Origin of the sequence: Alicyclobacillus fodiniaquatilis (assembly GCF_042678105.1) — a bacterium.
GTDB classification, from domain to species: domain Bacteria; phylum Bacillota; class Bacilli; order Alicyclobacillales; family Alicyclobacillaceae; genus Alicyclobacillus; species Alicyclobacillus fodiniaquatilis.
This window is the reverse complement of sequence record NZ_JBHUCX010000099.1, coordinates 158,112-176,963: the sequence shown is the minus strand read 5'-3', so window position 1 is coordinate 176,963 and position 18,852 is coordinate 158,112. Positions and strand designations below refer to the sequence as shown.

17 protein-coding genes and 1 riboswitch are annotated in these 18,852 nt (G+C 49.0%); of the genes, 4 read left to right on the top strand and 13 right to left on the bottom strand.

Features of this window, described 5'->3' with window-relative positions; all coding sequences use genetic code 11:
* Positions 1-33: 33 nt before the first annotated feature.
* The gene (locus ACFSB2_RS24580; protein WP_377945763.1) at positions 34-999 is read right to left on the bottom strand and encodes a cation diffusion facilitator family transporter; all 966 of its coding nucleotides are present in this window, start codon (positions 997-999) and stop codon (positions 34-36) included.
* 129 nt (positions 1,000-1,128) lie between these two features.
* Entirely contained in the window at positions 1,129-2,067 is a 939-nt protein-coding gene (gene metA, locus ACFSB2_RS24575; protein WP_377945762.1) for a homoserine O-acetyltransferase MetA, read from the bottom strand.
* A gap of 187 nt (positions 2,068-2,254) precedes the next feature.
* Here metA and ACFSB2_RS24570 point away from each other — a divergent pair, with 187 nt between their 5' ends.
* Entirely contained in the window at positions 2,255-2,920 is a 666-nt protein-coding gene (locus ACFSB2_RS24570; protein ID WP_377945761.1) for a four-helix bundle copper-binding protein, read from the top strand.
* A gap of 170 nt (positions 2,921-3,090) precedes the next feature.
* Positions 3,091-3,513, top strand: a complete 423-nt coding sequence (locus ACFSB2_RS24565; protein WP_377945760.1) for a hypothetical protein — start codon at positions 3,091-3,093, stop codon at positions 3,511-3,513.
* A 120-nt stretch (positions 3,514-3,633) separates the two neighbouring features.
* Here ACFSB2_RS24565 and ACFSB2_RS24560 read toward each other — a convergent pair whose 3' ends face one another.
* From ACFSB2_RS24560 to ACFSB2_RS24545, 4 genes are all read right to left on the bottom strand, one after another.
* The gene (locus ACFSB2_RS24560; RefSeq protein ID WP_377945759.1) at positions 3,634-4,683 is read right to left on the bottom strand and encodes an inorganic phosphate transporter; all 1,050 of its coding nucleotides are present in this window, start codon (positions 4,681-4,683) and stop codon (positions 3,634-3,636) included.
* Positions 4,684-5,146: 463 nt separating this feature from the next.
* Positions 5,147-7,033: an APC family permease gene (locus ACFSB2_RS24555; protein WP_377945758.1), complete on the bottom strand. Its 1,887-nt coding sequence runs from the start codon at positions 7,031-7,033 to the stop codon at positions 5,147-5,149.
* Positions 7,034-7,250: 217 nt separating this feature from the next.
* Positions 7,251-8,693: a VWA domain-containing protein gene (locus ACFSB2_RS24550; protein ID WP_377945757.1), complete on the bottom strand. Its 1,443-nt coding sequence runs from the start codon at positions 8,691-8,693 to the stop codon at positions 7,251-7,253.
* Complete coding sequence (locus ACFSB2_RS24545) at positions 8,645-9,565, bottom strand: AAA family ATPase (RefSeq protein WP_377945756.1); 921 nt, start codon at positions 9,563-9,565, stop codon at positions 8,645-8,647. Before ACFSB2_RS24545 ends, ACFSB2_RS24550 begins: the two co-directional genes overlap by 49 nt.
* 143 nt (positions 9,566-9,708) lie before the next feature.
* Here ACFSB2_RS24545 and ACFSB2_RS24540 point away from each other — a divergent pair, with 143 nt between their 5' ends.
* A complete protein-coding gene (locus ACFSB2_RS24540; RefSeq protein WP_377945754.1) occupies positions 9,709-10,596 on the top strand; it encodes a LysR family transcriptional regulator in 888 nt (295 codons plus the stop codon).
* Positions 10,597-10,738: 142 nt separating this feature from the next.
* Here ACFSB2_RS24540 and ACFSB2_RS24535 read toward each other — a convergent pair whose 3' ends face one another.
* Positions 10,739-11,356 (bottom strand): 3D domain-containing protein, encoded by a 618-nt coding sequence (locus ACFSB2_RS24535; RefSeq protein ID WP_377945752.1) that lies wholly within the window; start codon positions 11,354-11,356, stop codon positions 10,739-10,741.
* Between the two features lie 5 nt (positions 11,357-11,361).
* Positions 11,362-11,517: riboswitch (cyclic di-AMP (ydaO/yuaA leader) on the bottom strand.
* Positions 11,518-11,805: 288 nt separating this feature from the next.
* Here ACFSB2_RS24535 and ACFSB2_RS24530 point away from each other — a divergent pair.
* A complete protein-coding gene (locus ACFSB2_RS24530) occupies positions 11,806-13,185 on the top strand; it encodes a S1C family serine protease (protein ID WP_377945751.1) in 1,380 nt (459 codons plus the stop codon).
* A gap of 201 nt (positions 13,186-13,386) precedes the next feature.
* Here ACFSB2_RS24530 and ant(6) read toward each other — a convergent pair whose 3' ends face one another.
* The 6 genes from ant(6) to ACFSB2_RS24500 all read right to left on the bottom strand — a co-directional run bounded on the left by ant(6) (position 13,387) and on the right by ACFSB2_RS24500 (position 18,806).
* Positions 13,387-14,241 (bottom strand): aminoglycoside 6-adenylyltransferase, encoded by an 855-nt coding sequence (gene ant(6) / locus ACFSB2_RS24525; protein ID WP_377945750.1) that lies wholly within the window; start codon positions 14,239-14,241, stop codon positions 13,387-13,389.
* A gap of 80 nt (positions 14,242-14,321) precedes the next feature.
* Positions 14,322-15,077 (bottom strand): alpha/beta fold hydrolase, encoded by a 756-nt coding sequence (locus ACFSB2_RS24520; protein ID WP_377945749.1) that lies wholly within the window; start codon positions 15,075-15,077, stop codon positions 14,322-14,324.
* Between the two features lie 31 nt (positions 15,078-15,108).
* Positions 15,109-15,309 carry a helix-hairpin-helix domain-containing protein gene (locus ACFSB2_RS24515; protein ID WP_377945747.1) on the bottom strand — a complete coding sequence of 67 codons (201 nt, stop codon included), beginning with the start codon at positions 15,307-15,309 and terminating at the stop codon, positions 15,109-15,111.
* Positions 15,310-15,393: 84 nt separating this feature from the next.
* Positions 15,394-16,314 (bottom strand): GNAT family N-acetyltransferase, encoded by a 921-nt coding sequence (locus ACFSB2_RS24510; protein WP_377945745.1) that lies wholly within the window; start codon positions 16,312-16,314, stop codon positions 15,394-15,396.
* 138 nt (positions 16,315-16,452) lie between these two features.
* Complete coding sequence (locus ACFSB2_RS24505) at positions 16,453-17,730, bottom strand: DNA polymerase IV (RefSeq protein WP_377945743.1); 1,278 nt, start codon at positions 17,728-17,730, stop codon at positions 16,453-16,455.
* A gap of 635 nt (positions 17,731-18,365) precedes the next feature.
* Complete coding sequence (locus ACFSB2_RS24500) at positions 18,366-18,806, bottom strand: GNAT family N-acetyltransferase (protein ID WP_377945742.1); 441 nt, start codon at positions 18,804-18,806, stop codon at positions 18,366-18,368.
* Positions 18,807-18,852: the final 46 nt, after the last annotated feature.

The window sequence follows — 18,852 nt, the reverse complement described above, 5'->3', positions numbered from 1 at the left end:
TTTCATCTCCACCAGAAGCGCGCAGCCATCATCCTAATGTGTATGTGCATGATACGCTTCTTTCGTCGCACATAACTCCGAATCGCCGTGCGGATGGCTGCCATCTTCAATTTGAATGGTAACGTGGCCAATGCCAATATGTGAGAGTTGATGTTCCACTTCCCGCAAGATTCGCTGGCTTTGCTGCACTGTCATATTGCCATCTAAGACCACATGGCAAGAAAGGGCGTTCTTGCCGCTGGTAATGGACCAGAGGTGAACATCATGGACATCAGAAATGCCTTGTACATGATGAATCGCTGTCACCGCTTGGCGAAAATCGACGTTGGTCGGCGTACCCTCCATCAAGATTTTGATGGTTTGTCGGACGATGCGCCATGCCCCATAAGCAATAAAAAGGGCAATTGCGATGCTCAAAAGCGGATCGACAATATTTAAGCCTGTCAACATGATAATGATACCCGCGATGATGACGCCGGCCGAAGCCACGGCATCCCCAAGCATGTGCAACACGGCGCTTCTGACGTTCAGATCTTCCTCGTGACGCATACCAAGCCCCATGTATAGGTTAATCAGCATGCCCACGCCCGCACTGATAAACATCCACATGCTGTCTACAGCATGTAATTGATGCAGGCGGTGATAAGCCTCCACCAAAATCCAAAAGGTGATGACAATCAGCGTCATCCCATTGATAAATGCCGCAAGAATGCCAGAGCGGTGATAACCAAATGTCATCGATTCGTCAGCAGGCCGCTCACCTTGACGCAGGGCAAACCAAGACAAGCCAATCGCAAAAACATCTGTCAGGACATGGCCTGCGTCCGCCATCAGCGCCAAACTGTGCGAAAACAAACCACCGAGAAACTCGACGATCAAAATCACGCAAGTGAGCATGAACGCAATCCCCATCCTACCTGCAGGAGCGTGCGAATGGAAAACTTCGTCGTGATGATGTTCATGGTGACTATGGTCCATATGCCCATGATCGTGCGCCATCGCGTATGGACACCTCCTGTTGCCAAATACACATAGTTTGACGTGAACGATGCGCATTTGCAGCATTGCTGCAAATGCGCATATTTTCACATGTTCCTCCCTTTTGCCGACAGATGTCCAGAAATGTGTTTAAAACAACTGAACACCCGGTTGACGAATGCGCCCGGCGAGATCATACGGTGTTTCTTGGTAAACACAGTAATTCAACCAGTTTGCAAATAAGAGATTCGCATGCGAGCGCCATTGATGACGGGGCCGAGCTTCTGGGTCGTTGTTCGGAAAATAGTTTTTGGGCACATCAATTTCAATGCCTCGCTGAATATCCCGTGTATACTCATGACACAATGTCATCTCGTCGTATTCGACGTGGCCAGTCACGAAAATCTGGCGCGCATCTGGTGTAGCCACCAAAAACACGCCTGCTTCTGGTGATTCCGCAAGTACCTCCAAATCAGGAACCGCTTCTACATCCTCGCGCTTTACTTCGGTGTAACGCGAATGGGGAACCAAGAACTCATCGTCAAATCCACGCGTCAAGTTGCACCGTACGTTGACATGGTGCATAAATACACCAAACAATTTATCTTCAAGCGGATACTTATCAATCTGGTGATGATGATACAGTCCGGCCTGCGCACCCCAGCATATATGCAGCGTGGAAGTCACGGCCGTCTTCGTCCAATCCATGATTTCCCGAATTTCATCCCAATATGTCACCTGTTCAAACGGCATATGTTCCAGCGGAGCACCGGTGATGATCATCCCGTCATACGCGCCTTGCTGAACAGACTCAAACGTCTTATAAAATGACGTCAAATGCTCCAATGACGTATTCTTGGCGACGTGCGACTTCATCCGAAGCAACGTCACTTCGACCTGCAACGGTGAATTGCCAAGCAAACGCAGCAATTGTGTCTCTGTGACCTCTTTGAGCGGCATCAAATTGAGAATCACAATTCGCAGCGGCCGAATGTCCTGATGAAAAGCACGTGACTCATCCATCACAAAAATTTGTTCAGACTGTAGGATCTCTTTGGCAGGCAAATGATCAGGGACTTTAATAGGCATCTTGTTCCTCCGTTGTGCATCTTGCTCATCCAATATCCATATGCACTATTAAATGATTTGCCATCAGTTTAACACACTTTGAGTCACTTGAATTTGTATGGCGCCCAAACCTTGTGTGGGCGGGCACATGTCATGCACTCCGCGCATTTAATGGGGGTGGATTCAACATCTGTAAGGAGGATGCGCGGTGGCAAATCAAGAACACGGAGAATTTGATTTCACACCTGATTATCGGAGTGAGGGCATTCCGCCCAAAAAACCGTCCAAAGCAGAACACGTCCCCCATTATCACATGGAACCACAGAGCAGCCCGGATATCGACCACGAATCCCCATCTGCTCCAGAACCCAAAGTGACAGAGAAAATATCGTTCGAGTTTGAGTCTCCGGTTGTGCAGTATGTGAAAAAACCAGCGCCAGTTCAGCCCAAACAATTCGCATATATGGAATACGAACTGGAACAAGAAAAAATTCAATTAAACCAAGTGGACCCCAGTCCATTTGCAGTTCATCCAATGCATCATTGTATGAACATCTGTGAGTACATCAAAGATTGTATGTTGATGTGCGAAAGAATGATGCAAGTACAAATGTGTAAACCAGATGCGCACTTGCGCCGTCGACAAATTGCCATGCTGCAAGACTGCGCCGAAGTCTGCTTCTTGACCACGCGGCAAGTGGCGAGGTGCAGCCCCATGCTCAGGACGGCGCTGCGTTATTGCGCAAAAGTCTGCAGAATGTGCGGACACGAATGCATGCGTTTCCCTGATCCAGATTCGCAGGCATCTGCACGTATGACGTTCCACTGTGCCGATATGTGTGAGAAGTTCGCCGCACAATACAACTGGCACTAAAAAAAACATGCGCGCGACAGCTTTGTCGTCACGCGCATGTTTTTTTGCGACAGCGGTCCCTTTTCACAGTCCAATCCTCCTTGAATTCTCAAGGCGCTGAACGCCGATCCCATTTTAAGGACAAGTTTCCCCTCGCATTTGCATACACATTGCTGAGAGGAGATGACCCTGTGGTCCTGCTTCTGGCTTTGCCCATTGCCATCATCGACACAGTCCTGCTACTGAAGCTGATGAAACCCGAAATGGGTTCTCGCTCAAATCCAGCCGAGCTTCAGCGCCATATCAACTCATCGCTCATTCGTTTTACATTTGCGGTGCAATTGGTGACAGAAGTTTGTACTGGCAGCAAAGTGGCTGGGGGTATATTCAGCTTTCTCTTGAGCATGGCAGCAGGGATTCTAAGCGCGAGGGATTTGAGCCCGAACATCATCTCGGAACTGTTTATGAACGTGTTCATGGGGATCTCCATGGGGATTATGCTCATTGGCCATTTGCCGCTTTTTATTGCGATCCTCTTGATTACGCCTGCATTGCTTTCCAGCGGTCTCGCCTTTTTACATACAACGCAATTCGCGCACAGAGCGCGTAAATGAATGACATTTTGTCGCCCTTGGCAAACCATGCGCGTGCTTGGATCAAGGGGACATGTGAAAAAATCCTTATGTCAATCAATCTGATGGAGATTTTCACATGTCCCCGAAGGGCTTTGGCGGTTATCTATCGTAAATCGAATAACGACGACGGCGAGTGGCAACAAAGCGCCAACTGATAAGGCCAAACGCGATGACCAAGATGACCACGACGGGCACCACTTTTCCCTCCATCACCAACTGAATCATCAAGAATGTGAGCGCCATTGAGGAAACGGGCGAAGCAATCCAGGTTCTCACAATCCGTTTCACGACATCTTGTCGCCAGACTTCTTTGCCGACTTTCGCTTGGCCGACCCCGAAAATGGCCATCGTCGTCGCCTGTGTCAATGGCACAGGCAAACCGAAAAAAGAGGAGATAAGGACAAGCGTGCCACTTGTGATGGAAACAACGGATCCCTGTAACAGTGTCAATTTGGTAATTTTCTTGGCATTGGTATCGAGTACACGCCCACCTAAGGCAATAGCGCCAATCGCGACAAACGCCGCACCTAAATACAGACCTGAATGAGCGGATATCATGCCCGCAGCAACCAGTGGCCCAATGGCATTGGCCACGTTGTTCATTCCTGCTGAAAATGCTTCGTAACAACCAGCCAGCACAAGCAAAATGGTGAGTGCCACAGTGACAGACTTTACACCAACGCATTTTGGTTCAATCAGCCGCACAACTCTGCCAAGCAACAACCCAATGGCCATCGCAATAAACGGCATGACCAACCATACAATCACAATAAACAGAACTTTTCCGGCGTAGACATGACCAAGCGCCAATCCAGCGCCAACCACCGCGCCCACAGTCACTTCACTGGTCGACAGCGGCACACCGATGAGATTCGCACAAAACAATGTCGCACACGCGGAAGCCAGAATAATGACAGTCACTTCTGTTGTGATGAGATGGGAGGGTACAATGCCCCCGCTGATGGTTTTGACAACAGAACCCCCACCAATGATTGCACCCATAAACGCTGCCACGGCAACAAGGACAAGCGCCAACCACTTTCGTTTGATCGCGCCTGCGCCGTATGCAGAACCCATAGAAGCCGCTGTGCCACTTGCGCCGATATTCGCTGCGAAAAAGAGTGCAATTATCCAGGCGGCAATGACCATGTGTATCCCTCCCCCCGAGTCCAATTATCCGTATCAAATAACTAGGTATTAACCGAATACTATACTGTCGAAGTTGCTACGTCAATGCAATAAGAAAAAATTATGTGATGTATAAGAATAAATTATGAACAAATGTTGACGAGCGATACGGCACTTTGTACGCACTCCCAAAATGAGCAATGTGTATACATGGTCACTGTCTGTTCTGTGAAGCTGGATCTTCGTTTTGCATCCTTTGCCGGATATCTTCCCGAGGATTCCAACAATTGAACTGATAAGACGTCTTTGTTTCGTACCCTAGCCGCGCACAACGGATTTCTACGCGGTCTTCCTTGCGACGAATGGAGAAATGGCGACACGTGGCACAGCAGTGATAATCTTTGGGCATCGCCATCATCTCCTTCACCTTTGTTTGATGGTCCTCTTTCGCAGTCTTTGTATACCACAACTGCAGCAGGCAAAATTAACGTTCCAAATGATAAGGCACAGACACCACTTTGATTGATTTATTAATGAGCAGCCAAGCAAGCAGGATGCTGCCCGTCTTGTTGTGCAGCAACTTATGCCACCAGCGCTTGGTGATAAATTGCGGAATCACGACCGTGATGTTTTCTGGCCTGTATTTTTGCAGTTCAAAGTCAATAAATCGCTGCAATCGTTTGGCGACTGCCCGATATTGTGAATGGATGACAACCAACCGCACACCCGTGTGCAGTTCTTCCCACTCCGCTTCAATCTTTACTGTCCTGCGACGATTCTCTTCTTCTGAATCGCTCGCGATGACCGTCACAGCAATGACATTTTTAAAGTTCGCCACAGCGTATTCCAGCGCGTTCACCGACGATTTGTTGATGGAAGCGATGGGAACAATCGTGATGGCCTCTTTGCTCGGCTGAAACGTGCGCGTCATGTCGTACTTCAAATCTTCGCGAATGCATTGATAATGCTTCTGAATGCGACTGAACAGCATCACCATCGTCGGCACACAGATGAAAACCACCCATGCGCCATTGGTGAACCGTGTGACACCAAAAACCAGGCAAGCGCCACCCGTTAAAACCAGGCCGCAAGTGCTGCTGATGGCACTGACCATCCACTTCGCACGCCGTTCACGCAGCACGCGAACGACCATACCAAGCTGCGAAATGGTGAACGTGTAAAACACCGATACACCGTACAGCGGCATCAGTCGCCCCACCTTGGCATCGAAACACAACGTCAACAGCAGGGATATGAAGGTCAGAAAAACGATGCCATTGCTGTACACCAGCCGATTGCCTTTATGCAGCATCCAGCGCGGCATAAAACCGTCGCGCGCCATTGCGGACCACAGTGCTGGGCAGCCAGTGAACGCCGTGTTTGCTGCGATCGCCAAGATGCACATGGTGGAAAGCGAAACGATCACGGTAAAAATATAGCCGATGCCATGTGTGCCAAACACCATCATCGATTCCTGATTGATGAGCGGCACATCGGGATTGTACTGTAAACCGCCCAACATCGCCACGCCAGAGACGACAAAAAACAAGACACTCAGCGTCACAACCAGCGTCAACAGCAAACCTTGCGCCCTTTTGGCAGACGGTTCCTTAAAGACAGGCACCGAGTTTGAAACCGCCTCAATCCCCGTTAACGCGCTGCAGCCGTTGGCAAACATCCGCAAAAACAGGAACATGCCCATCCCTTGCACAGCGTGCATCCCTGCAGCGGTCGGGACATGAATCTGATTTGGATCCATCAGAATACGGACGATGGCCGTGACGCCCAAAAGCCCAATACAACCGATGAAAACATACGTAAAAGGGACAAACACATTGGCCGATTCTCCGGTGCCGCGCAAATTGACAAACATGATCAACAGTGTGAGCAGGACGTTGAACAACAATTTGTGCGCAGCGATGAATGGAATGACTGGCGCAATGGCGTCAACCCCAGCCGCAATGGAAACCGCCACAGTGAGCGTGTAGCCCACAATCAAAGTCGATGCGGCAGAAAGACCCCAAAACTTGCCGAGATCATTCAGCCCAATTGCGTATGCCCCACCCCCTTGTGGGTACTGGGCGATGATGTTGCGGTAAGCTAGAAAAAGTAAAAAGGCCAAACCAACAATAATTGCCGTGCCCAACATCGAGAAACCAAGCACATTCGTCAAATACGCCTGCGTCGATGCGGCTGTGATCAAACCGGCCAATACGGCCTCCATCTGATCTGTGGCATAGGCGACGCTCGACAGCGCATCTGGCGTCATCACGGCCATGCCTTTTAAAATCCCGATTTTCGCATGCTGATTCTCTTTTGTTTTCAGTGGTTTGCCCACAAGCAACCGTTTGACGCTGCTCGTTGTCGTCATCATTCTTCCCTCGTATTCGCGTTGGTCGCGATAAACTCAAATCAAGCTGTAGTATATATCCTCGCAGCGTTTTTCGCATAAGAATTTTTTACGACAAAATCCAAGCTTGTCCAATGCCCCAGGAAGAAATCACATACGTGATACTGTGAAGTAAAATCACATCACGAACCACGCACCGATAAAATGGCGGTAAAGCAGCGCAAAATGTGTCAGACGACTATCGTGATCGACCTACTTCCGCTGAGACGAGCGCCATGATGATGCGCTTAATATCCATCACCTCTCGACAGGCGACCAACTCGTCACTGTAGCGCGCAAGCAAGCCGAAACGCGCGATTTTCATCGCTTCAGGCGTGCGCAGATCATCACCACGCCCACACCTGTGTTCCACGTTTCCCAAGCGCGCTGCGCATTCTTCCCCCTCTGACAAGAAACGCATATTCGGTGTAGCGACGATGATTTTGCGCACTGTGTGGCGCAGGTGAAGCAGATGATCAACCGTTTGCGCCCAGTCATCCCCCGCGATGCTGAATCCGCCGTCTGTCAGCAGCAGCACAGTGGTATTTTTTCCATATCTCGCCTCCTGGCGCACCGCGTCCAGGGCTAGGTTCAACCGCGTCCCATATTCCCACGATGTGGCCTGCCGCCGGATCTCCTCGAACTTTGCGCGAAAGGATGCCCCTTCAGGCAATTGACACAAATACGTCGGTGTATCGGAGAAGATATAGCTTGTCACTTGCGCAATTTGCGAAAGCGCATCCAATAGATACAAAACGATGGCGACATAGCGCCCCATGGATCCGGATACGTCAGCAATGACAAGCAATGGGAGCGGCCGCTTGGCAGCATCGGTCAGGGAAGGGCTTTCTTTGTGGCAAAAGCCTGTGAAAATGCCGCCATTTGCCGCCATCCGCTTGCGCACCGTCATCTTGATATCCACTTTTTTGCGGCGCGGCGCAGGTGCGATGATGGCCCGTTTTTGCCCGTTTCGCAGCGCTTGCTCAACCAGCACCGAGATTTGCTGCCCCAATTGTTCCACTTCGACATCTGGCAAATCATCCAGCAAAAGAGACGAAGATGCCATCGCATCTGCCGGAGATGGTGGTGATGAACTGACCGCCTGCACGATCCCAGCAGATGGCGCCGCAAAACGCGCGTCAAATGAAAATTCGATAGCCTGCGCGTCAAGCATATCGATCACATCGAGCGTTTCTGCGCGCTCCTCATCTATGGCGCTTACGTGTTCCACTAAGCGCAGTTCCATCGACATCTGCTCGCTTGAAGTGGCGCTCGCCACTTCCTGCGACGCTGCATCCGTTGCCACTGCAGAGGATGCATCCCCAGCTTCCGACTGCGCCTTTCTGGTCGGCTCGTTGGCAGTGAGTGGAGGGCTCCCGAATACCGTGTTTGCCACCCGCTCATCGCGTGTCTGCACGGCTTCTGTCATCCAGAGATCGATCAGTTGATCCAAGCTGAGCTTCATCTTGCGCTGTGTCACCCGCCGTACTTTGCGCTCATTTACGCGTTGGATAATCGTCTGGATAAATCCTACGCTGCTGCCAACGAAGCGCAATGTGGCGTCCGGATCAACAACTCGGTGACGTCCCGCTTTCATGGTTTTCTCGTCCTCGCAAAATCCTGCGTTTGCTGGTCCACCCACGACTGAATGGCCTCCCAACCCTTTTTTTCATCGTCGGCATACTTGAGCAGCAGGCCCAAGGTGACGTGAATCGCATCGAGCGTGAGCGCGCCGTCCGATGCCTGGCAAAGGGCGCGTGTCCAGTCCAAAACCTCGCCAATCGACGGCTTTTTCCGCAACTCCAACTGGCGAAGACGCATGACCACATACGCGATCCGACGAGCCACATCCGTCGATGCAGGTGTCTTTGCCGTGATGATCTGCGCCAAGCGCTGTTCATCTGGGAATGAAAGCTCCATCCAGGCAATCCGGCGCATCAGGGCTGGATCTAACAGTCGATAGTCGTTGCTTGTGAGAAACACGTAAATGTCTGTTTTCGCGCGCAAGACGTTGGCTTCCTCTGCCAAGTCATGGATGACCAACTCCTGTTTATCCAGGAAACGCAAGAAGAAGTTAGACGTCGTTTCATTCAATTTGTCGATCTCGTCAATCCGCAACACCACTGGCGCTTCTGCCAACAGACATGAGAGCAGCGGTGTCTTGTTTAAATACGGAAGGGAAAAAGGTTCACCCTTCATCTGTTTAGTCTGCGCGTCGACAATTTGGCGATAGGCGTTCCACGAGACCCCGATATCCGACGCCTCCAACTGACTGTGACATTCGATATCAATCAACTGCGCGCCCAGCAACGCGGCCATGCGTTCCGGCAATTCCGATTTGCCAATCCCCGGCTCCCCTCGCAGTCCGACGGGCTTTCCCAAAGCAAGATAATGAACCAGACGCCGACAATTGAACATATCCAGGTAGTATTGACCTGCCGCCAGACGACCATTTAACTCGTCGGCATTGAACCCAAACGAAGGAGCGAACAACTTTGCATGTTTTTTGAACAAGCATACGACCCCCTCACGATCTCGTATCGATCTGGCTTGTATTTCCCGGTTTTAGATGGAATGCCTGCACACTTTGGAGCATAATAGAAAGCGAGCTATGAATAAAATGAATATTTTTGATATTGGATATAAGGAGATTTGATATGCCAAGTCTCGACTTATATAAGATCTTTTTCACCGTCGCCCGCTCAGGCAGCCTCTCGAAAGCTGCCGAAAAATTGTATATCACCCAACCCGCGGTCAGCCATGCGCTGAAAAATCTCGAAGAGAAGCTGGGAACCAAGCTGTTTGTCCGCACGCCCAAAGGCGTCAATCTGACGCATGAAGGGGCGCTTTTGATTCAGTATATCGAACAAGCGTACAACTTCATTTTTCTCGGTGAACAAAAATTGGCTGAAGCTGTGAAAATGCGTAGCGGCGAAGTGCATATCGTGGCCAGTGAAACCTTGTGCAGACATTTTTTGTTACCTCACCTAAGCCGTTTTACTCGCGAATTCCCGCAGATCAAAATTCATGTGACAAATCGCCCCACACGGGAGACCGTACAATCTATTCTCGGTGGCAAGGCCGATGTCGGCTTGGTCTTTTTGCCGGTGGAAGAACCGGAGCTATTGACGACCAAAGTCCTGCCTATTCAAGATTGCTTCGTTGTGGGAGAAAAATTGCGGCATTTGACAAAGACCGAGATGGCCTTGGAAAAGATTAAAGCATACCCATTGATCATGCTGGAGGAAGGGAGCAATACCAGACACTACATCCAGACATTTCTGACAAGTGTGGGCATCACGGTGTCTCCAGAGATAGAACTGGGCAGCATTGATTTGATTGCCGAATTCGCCAAACAGAATTTCGGCGTTGCCACTGTGATCAAAGAATTCGCCATGCGAGATATGGACAACGCCACACTGTTTGAGTTGAAAACTGTCCCCGCTATCCCGCCGCGAAACATTGGCATCATTCACATGAAAGACCTGCCGCCTTCCAAAGCCACATCGGCGTTTATCGATTGCTGTTTGGCCAAATCGCTTTGAATCATCTTGCGATAAACTGTGTTGCAATTACGCGCCAAAACACGAAAAGACGGCATACGCCGTCTTTTCGCTATAAGATTTGTTGATGTTCAACTGGCATTCACGCAAAAATGTTTTCGTTTTTGCCGCACATCAACCGCCCTTACTTGAGAATGTATACTTTTACATTTTGCATGCCAAACTTACTCGCTGCGCTTTGACTTGTGGGAATGTAAATATCGACGCGTTTCCCTTTGATTGCACTGCCTTCATCTGTCGCATGCGCAATCATGCCGCCCACAGGCAGCCCGTTATAAGTGTACCCTGTGATATATAACTTGGAGCCCAACGGAATCACGGAAGGATCGACAGCGACTGTGCCTAGTTGCAGCGAATTGCCGAAGTAATCGACTGCACCCCAGCCGTTTTCCGACGCAGCCGACGTATAAGCCGTTGCGACACACTGAATTTCTTTTGAATAGCTGAGCTGATTGTCACTCGACGCATTCATGACGGTGTTCTGTGTAGAAGTTGTCGCAGGAAGTTTAATCGTCAATCCTGGATATAAATTGAGAGGATTGACAGAGGGGTTTGCTGCCAACAGTTGGTTTAAAGGAACTTGCAGTTGCTTCGATATTGTCCAAAAGGTATCGTTGCCTTGAACAACATATGTACTGTTCGATCCACCCGTTGTTGCGGCAAAAGCGGCTGTCGGCAAGGACAACAGGGTCGCACCGAACACGATTGTGGAAACAACTGTCTTCTTATAACTGAAACGCAAACTAAACTTCCTCCCTTATTCGCCTACGAGGTTAGTTGTCGGGTTCGGATTGAGGTACAACCCTGCGCAAAGCGCTTCACCCCAAGATTGGCACAATTTCTCTACCTATCAAAAAAAGTCCCCCGCACTCCAATCATTTGGAGTTTTGGCCAGTTCTGCACAGATATGATACCAAGGCTTATCTACGCCGATAAAGCCTCAATTTGTAGAAATACATTCCATAAAAAAACAAATTTCGATTTTCGATACTCCTTCAATCTTTGTGGTGCATAGTGAAGACATCAACATTAGACCGCCACGCGCAATGCGTCGACAGCCCTTGAAAATCACTGTCCGAAGCATCGCAACTGGTCGCCTGATGTTCAAGTTGTTTAATTTTGAAGCGTTTTTGAAAAACGCTCATCTAAAATGAATTATGTAAAGAAACTAGCAACAAGGAGCGAGTGACGATGGGTTTTTACAAATCAAAATCTGAAGATCAACGCCCCAAAAAACAGGGAACCTTACAGTTGCTTGGCGTTGTCGTGCTTTCCGCACTCGTTGGTTCTGGCGCCACACTGGCCGTGTCGCCCATTCTGCGTGGAAATGCCACAGACAGCTTAGCTACATCTAGCACATCTAGCGCGAGTTCAGTACCAGCCACGAATGTAAGTGTGAACGTCAGCGACGGCATCACACAAGCCGTAAAGACAGCGGAACCTGATGTGGTTGCGGTTGAAAACTATACAACGTCCAGTAGCCCTTTTGATGAGCAATCACAGACAGAAGAATCGGATATCGGTTCTGGTGTATTTTTTGACAAGGATTCAAAATACGCTTATATCGTGACAAACAATCACGTTGTTCAAGGTGGCACCAAAGCTGCTGTCGTCCTGCAATCAGGTAAACAGGTGCAGGCAAAAGTCATCGGCACGGATCCCTATACAGATTTAGCGGTGCTCACCGTTCCCATTAAGAATTTTAAATCGGTGCAACCGATTCAATTTGCCAATTCAGATGATATTCAAGCTGGTGACCCAGCCATCGCCATCGGCACACCAATGGGCATTGATTTTGCAGACACGGTGACATCGGGCATCGTCAGTTCTCCTTCTCGCACGATGCCTGTCGAAGAACCGACTTCTGACGAAACATTGGATTATCAATCCGTCATCCAGACGGACGCAGCCATCAACCCAGGCAACAGCGGCGGTCCCTTGCTCAACATCAAAGGGCAGATGATTGGCATCAACAGCAGTAAAATTGTCGAACAAGACTTTGAGGGAATGGGCTTCGCGATTCCTTCCAATGAGGTTGAACAAATCGCTTCTGAACTGATGAGAACCGGACATGCAACACACCCGGCACTCGGTATAGAAGGCTATGATATGTCTGAAATTCCGCAGGGATATCTGCCAAATGTCCCGGTCGATTACGGTGTATACGTGCAATCTGCCACATCTTCTGACGCCAAATCGGCTGGTCTGAAGCAAGGAGACGTCATCATCGGCTTCAACGGCCAAACCGTTCAGGATATGGCGGATCTGCGCACTGCATTGTTCAAAACAAAGCCTGGCGATGAAGCGAAATTGACGATTTATCGCGGCAGCAAAAAAATGACGCTTACTGTTAAAATTACAGAAGAACAAAGTCCAAAAACCACAGGCACCAATTCGAGCAGCAGTGGAAGCACAGGTTCAAATGACGGTAGTGGTGAAGATCCGTTTGGTTCACAAGATCCAAGCGGTGGCGATGGCGGCGGTTACTTCAGTTTCGGTGGTGGCGATGGTGGTTCTTATGGTTCCGGTGGCGGCAGCGGCGCTTACGGCACCGGCGGACCTACTGCGTAATATCAGTTCCAGCACACCACGCTACTTCGGTGGAAATCATTCACAATCAAAAACCCGCTTGCCAATTGGTAAGCGGGTTTGTTGTACTGTTGATTTATACCTTCAAAACATACAAAGTGCTCACAGAGACGCTTCTCGGTAGCGAACGCAAAACTTGATTTATCAGCTCAATTCATCGATATGCATGAAAGGAGCACCATTTTACACCAGTCTATTATAGATGTTTTCCGTATACTTCGTGATGGCTTCATCGTAATCTGGATACGAACATCCAAGGCCTTCTGCCACAATCTTTGCATATTTTCTAAATAACGCATAACAAGTGAATAAAGACTGCCACATCTCTTGATACCCATTTTCCGCGTAAGTTGACAGCAACGCCTCCCAATCTTCATACGGCAGGTAATGGTTTATAAATTTATAGTTCTTGCCCACACTGAAGGTGTATCCTCGTTCCGCCCCGATTTGCCAAGCCATCATTCTCAACAAATTCGGTCGCGCAATCCCATTTAAATGGTCAATCGCAAAAAGGATTTCTTTTCTCGCCAGTCCTTTTACCACGTAAGTCGAAACCATCCAGAACTCATTGCAACAATCATCAAATGCGCTTGCAGTTGGCTTTTTGATCCAATATTGACGATCATCTGCGATCACTTCATGCTTGATGAGCTTGTCCTTATCCAACAGGACCTTAACCAAACCATCGCTATTGGCAAAATAGTCCTCCACCTCGTTGAGCGGAATGAGTGTTAAATCCACCTTATTCCCATCGTCAAAAATCATTAAATACGAAAACCAATTGCCTAATTCCGGCGGAAAAAGTTCCATATCCTCTGGTTTTTGCATTATCAGACGATGCCCAAAAACTTCGAGCCATTGATCACTTTCCTTGAAAGAATCCATATCTGTTACAAAGTAAGAGATATCATAATCTTGGAATGTATCCTGGGGAATATTCTTGTTTGTACGCGATCCCTCCAAAGTTGCCAATCGGATTCTATTATCGTTCATTGCAAAATCTAACAACGTGCGCATCATTTCTTGTTCACTTCTCAATGCGATTCCTCCGTCCGCTCCAAAGTCTGATTCACCTACGCAATTGATTATCAAGACAGAAAACTATGCACATTTCATGTTTATCGAAGCGGATGGGATCGAAGGAATTCGAGGATGGCATCATTTACATACGTCGGATTTTCCCGCAACATATGAGGGCGATGACTGCATCCTGGCACAACCAGATAACTGGAGCCATTCACAAGTGAACTTAAATGCTGCAACCGAGCCTCTGGAGCAAACTGGTCATTTTCCCCGGCGATAAACAAGGATGGGCAACAGATACGCTGAATTTGGTCTTCCGTCAGCTGAGGATACAAGCGCCAATCTCTGGCACTTTGCCGCATAAATGTTTGCCAGTCCCCTTTATGCGCCTCTGCGTGCCTTTCTATCATCTGTTGAATCATCTCATGACACCCGTTTTGCACCAGTGTTTCCGGTTCAAATTCATCCGCGCCAGCGGGATCGACAAATCCACTGTGACCGATGGTCGTCAAAGTTGCAATTCTGGCTGGGCTTTTTACCGCACACTGAAGCGCGACGCCAGCACCCAAGCTGTAGCCAACGAGGTGTGCTCTCGGCATATCCAGTTGATCCATAAAGCCGATGATATCGTCGGCAAGCTGTGGGGTACTCCACTCAAGCCGATTGCACCTTGTTCTGCCATGCCCTCTGAAATCCGGTAGAAAACATGTATACTGGTTGCTAAAATCGAGTAACTGGCATGAAAAAGCGAGTATCCCTCTGGAATAGGCGCTATGTAAAAAAAGAATGGGTTCGCCAGTACCCATTTGTTCATAAAAAAGTTCTAAATCTTTTACCTGAATATAGGGCATGTACACCCCTCCTACCTAGGTATCATCTGTTTCACACTTCATGCCATGCGCGACTGGGCCGCGTATCTGGATATCCGAATTGTTGGCGATATCGCTTTCGCTCTTCAGTGAAAGCAAACCAACTTTTTTCACTATCAGGATGATTCGCATGATGAACAATACAGCGCAGCGTATCGCTCAATTTGGTTCTTTCTTCATCGCTTAAAGGCAGTTTGGGTGAAGCTGCAGCCATGCGGTTCAGCGCTCCAATCGTATTTTAGTTATTGAGGACTACATGAATCACGATGCCATCTCTTCCCTACAACACATAACGGGTCTAAGGCAAAAATGTCGTCACATAGTTGATCCGCTGATATTCCTCTTGAAAGCCAAATTTACTGTACAACGACTTCGCTGCAGTTTTTTGGCTGTCTACGCTTAAACGAATATCACGGACGCCGACGCCATGCAATCTGTTGATGATCTCTGACAAGAGCGCCTTTCCAATGCCGAGTCCTTGGGCATCGCGGCGGACGGCGATGGATGCGATTCGAGCCTGGGTACCGCTTTGCGTCGCACAGAGTAGACCAACTGCCTGTCCTGCTTTATCATTGCATAGGATATATAAATTCGGAGAAAAATCGGTTCCCTTAAACTCATGGATGACACTCTCCGCCTGTTTGTGGCCATCGAATGCATCATTGTACACATCGGCCCAGTCGTTGGCATCCGCTAGAACTGGCGGCCGAAATTTGTATCCTGGAGGCAAGTTGTAAGCCTGTGACAGTTCAATGTCTCGTCGACAGCGCACTTCCATGATATTTTTCTCCTGCATGCCAAAGTTGGTGCCCAGTGTAGTCTCACCGGCAATCCGTGTGTCCGCGCGATGAATGAAACGAATGGTTCTGGCTTCTTGTTGCGCGATTGCTTTAAGGTGGTCGAATATAAAGGCGAATATGGCTGTCCCTATGCCACGCCTTCGCCAACTGCGGTCCACTGTGCCGTAGCAATACACGTTGATGCGTGTATTGGCTTCAACGAAGCAGAGCGAAAAATAGCCAACGATGGCGTGCTCGCGCTCGACGACAAATGTATTGTCACGAATTCTTTCACCCGGCTCATCCAAACCATGTTTGAACGCTTGAACAGTCACTTCGTTCTTCAGATGAAATGGGTCGCCGTTGATCATTGCCACAATGCTGTCTATATCTGCTTCTGTGTAATGTCGGATCGACACATCATGGACTGTAAGTGTCATGGAGTTTATCCCCCTTCAAACTGTCAAAGTATTGAGTAAAATCCTATCATATCTTGACAGATACAGGGGTTCACCTACTCATCCGCACAATTCGTTGAACGAAGAGACAGGCTGATTGATGCCCGATCCCGATTCTGCTTACATGTCTCCTTTGGAATGCCCACCGATTTTTTGGCTTCTATCCAGCAATTGACCGGCATTTGTCAAACTGACGGCGCGAAACAGGCTTGTTTCACCGTATGTGTCATGGATGTCATCTATTGTTCTAGCAAGCACATCACGCTTGCCTCTGTCCTCTATCAGCGACAGTTGAATACTTTCCGATTTCTGCAACATATCCAAGGAAATGCTGACCGCCCGGACGGGCTCGCCATGCCACCACTTATCCAACAACGACAGCAAAACAGGATAGAGATCCACCGGTTGATTTGAACAGAAATCCAAAGTCTTCGCGCGGTAGAAGCCGCCCGAAAAACCGCCGTATGTCAAAGCGAGACCAACACGTCTGCCCTTTTGCCCCGCTCGCCTGACGCGATAGCACACCTCATCCAGCAATTCGAGCATGACAACGGCAATGTCCGCTTTCGTGTCAAAATCTCTTGGCAAAGTTGTGCGGTGCGAATAGCCTTTATGTGGCGCTTCAGTTGAGTTCGGATTGATTGGACTGTGGTCCTGGCCGTTCGCCCAACGCCAAATCACGTCACCCCATACGCCAAATTGCTGTTTCAACGAACCAACGGGCACACTCGCGACATCTCCGATGGTGTCGCAATGAAACGTTTCGCGAAGAACTTTCGCGCGTTTGCGTACGCCCCACATCTCTTCAACTGGCAAGGGATGAATTCGCCTGGATATGTCCTCTTTTTGCAACCATACAATTCCATCGGGATTTGACTTCGCCAATTTGTTGGCCATTTTGGCGAGCCACTTATTGTCCGCCAGCCCGATCCGACAGCGAATTTTGAACATATCCCAGATTTTTTGGCGTAAATTCTGCGCTGCGCCTACTGGATCAGGAAACAACACAGACGGATAAGGGAATGCAAAAAAAGATTCATCGATAGAGAATTGTTCTTGAAGCGGAAAATACTGTTGGACAATGGCTTGAATGCATGTGCTCACATGCAGATAAAATCCCATCTGTGGCCGAACCACAACCAAATCGGGCACTAGCCGCAACGCCTCGCCCAGCGTCATCGCCGTGGTGACGCCGCGCTGCTTCGCTGTAGCTGTCGCCGCCAGGACAATGCCACTGCGCCGTTCAGGATCTCCCGCCACTGCAAGCAGCGGATCTGTCTCGCTATCGAGCTCCTCCCGTTTGGCGTACTCCGGTCGACTGGCAACCTCACAACTGGCGAAAAACGACTGCATATCCACAAGACCATAAATGATTCTTGTCAGAGCAAACACCTCCATCGACCATCGTGATGCATCCTCTGCGGATTTTGACCAACCAACAAGGTCACTGCTGATTGCATATCATCCTTCATTCAAGAACGTATGTTCGCATCAATATTATATGCCAAATACACGAAAAGGAAAACATACGTTCGGACGAATGCGCAGAAGAACCTGACACCCGAGCAGAAAATGCTTATTTTGCAAAACCCTGTTTCATCTCCAAGCGCAAGACGCCGGGCAATTTGACAAGACGGATTTTGCCGCAGATGCCATCGCGCTGGGCTTAAACCTGCTGTCGCTGCAAAACGACCAGTTTAATTTGACGCTCGCAGACGCTGCGCAAGGTGTCGTGGCAGCAGCGAATTTGATGGGCAAAACAAATACGGGCGTGATCGAACCATTGATGTGAGTGCACTTATGCGGATGTTGATTTGAGGAAGATGATGAGCGCTTGACTATAAAAATGCAGAAGACGGTTTTTCACCGTCTTCTGCATTAAGGCTAGTGTGATGCTCCGTCAGCTACGAATCAGGTTCGTTTTTGCGGCACATCAACCTCCCTATGCGCTTAATGTGTCCCATGTCGCCGAGATGATACATCTATTTTTGATGCGAATCGTGATCGACAGAGATGTTCACAAAAAGTGACCCTCATTTAGGCTCAAACGCTTTGTGAAACACAAGCTCGTTCTGTTGTGCAAAGCCTGCGCCTGCATAAGTTTTGATGGCTGCATCGTTGTTTCTGCCCGTGAGGACTTTGATACTGTTCACACCGCGCCCGCGCAGTCCTTCTTCCAAAAAAGAGACCAGTGCAGTAGCCACCCCTTGTCTCCGCGCGCCTTCACGCACATACACTTCGGTGATTTCTCCTTGAGGTTCACGGTAACAAAACGACGCATAACTTTGAGCACAGGCAAATCCAATCACTTCTTCATCGACCGCTGCTACAGCAATCAATTCATGATTTCCATCTATGCTGTTTCTGATTTCTGTTACAGGCATCTTGACGCCATTAAACGCTTCATTGAGCACGGAAAGCGCTTGTGCATCATCTTGAATTGCCCATCTAATGACATCGTTCTTCTTGTTCATAATGTACCCCCTTCTGTATCTAAAAGATAGCGGCGCCAAAGGAGCA

What these genes read in the sequence shown, in the direction of transcription:
- ACFSB2_RS24580 (WP_377945763.1), bottom strand. Translation starts at nt 999, where the DNA reads ATGGCGCACGATCATGGGCATATGGACCATAGTCACCATGAACATCAT.
- ACFSB2_RS24540 (WP_377945754.1), top strand. Translation starts at nt 9,709, where the DNA reads ATGCCAAGTCTCGACTTATATAAGATCTTTTTCACCGTCGCCCGCTCA.
- ACFSB2_RS24520 (WP_377945749.1), bottom strand. Translation starts at nt 15,077, where the DNA reads ATGCCCTATATTCAGGTAAAAGATTTAGAACTTTTTTATGAACAAATG.
- ACFSB2_RS24505 (WP_377945743.1), bottom strand. Translation starts at nt 17,730, where the DNA reads ATGGAGGTGTTTGCTCTGACAAGAATCATTTATGGTCTTGTGGATATG.
- metA (WP_377945762.1), bottom strand. Translation starts at nt 2,067, where the DNA reads ATGCCTATTAAAGTCCCTGATCATTTGCCTGCCAAAGAGATCCTACAG.
- ACFSB2_RS24560 (WP_377945759.1), bottom strand. Translation starts at nt 4,683, where the DNA reads ATGGTCATTGCCGCCTGGATAATTGCACTCTTTTTCGCAGCGAATATC.
- ACFSB2_RS24530 (WP_377945751.1), top strand. Translation starts at nt 11,806, where the DNA reads ATGGGTTTTTACAAATCAAAATCTGAAGATCAACGCCCCAAAAAACAG.
- ACFSB2_RS24555 (WP_377945758.1), bottom strand. Translation starts at nt 7,033, where the DNA reads ATGACGACAACGAGCAGCGTCAAACGGTTGCTTGTGGGCAAACCACTG.
- ACFSB2_RS24515 (WP_377945747.1), bottom strand. Translation starts at nt 15,309, where the DNA reads ATGGCTGCAGCTTCACCCAAACTGCCTTTAAGCGATGAAGAAAGAACC.
- ACFSB2_RS24510 (WP_377945745.1), bottom strand. Translation starts at nt 16,314, where the DNA reads ATGACACTTACAGTCCATGATGTGTCGATCCGACATTACACAGAAGCA.
- ACFSB2_RS24500 (WP_377945742.1), bottom strand. Translation starts at nt 18,806, where the DNA reads ATGAACAAGAAGAACGATGTCATTAGATGGGCAATTCAAGATGATGCA.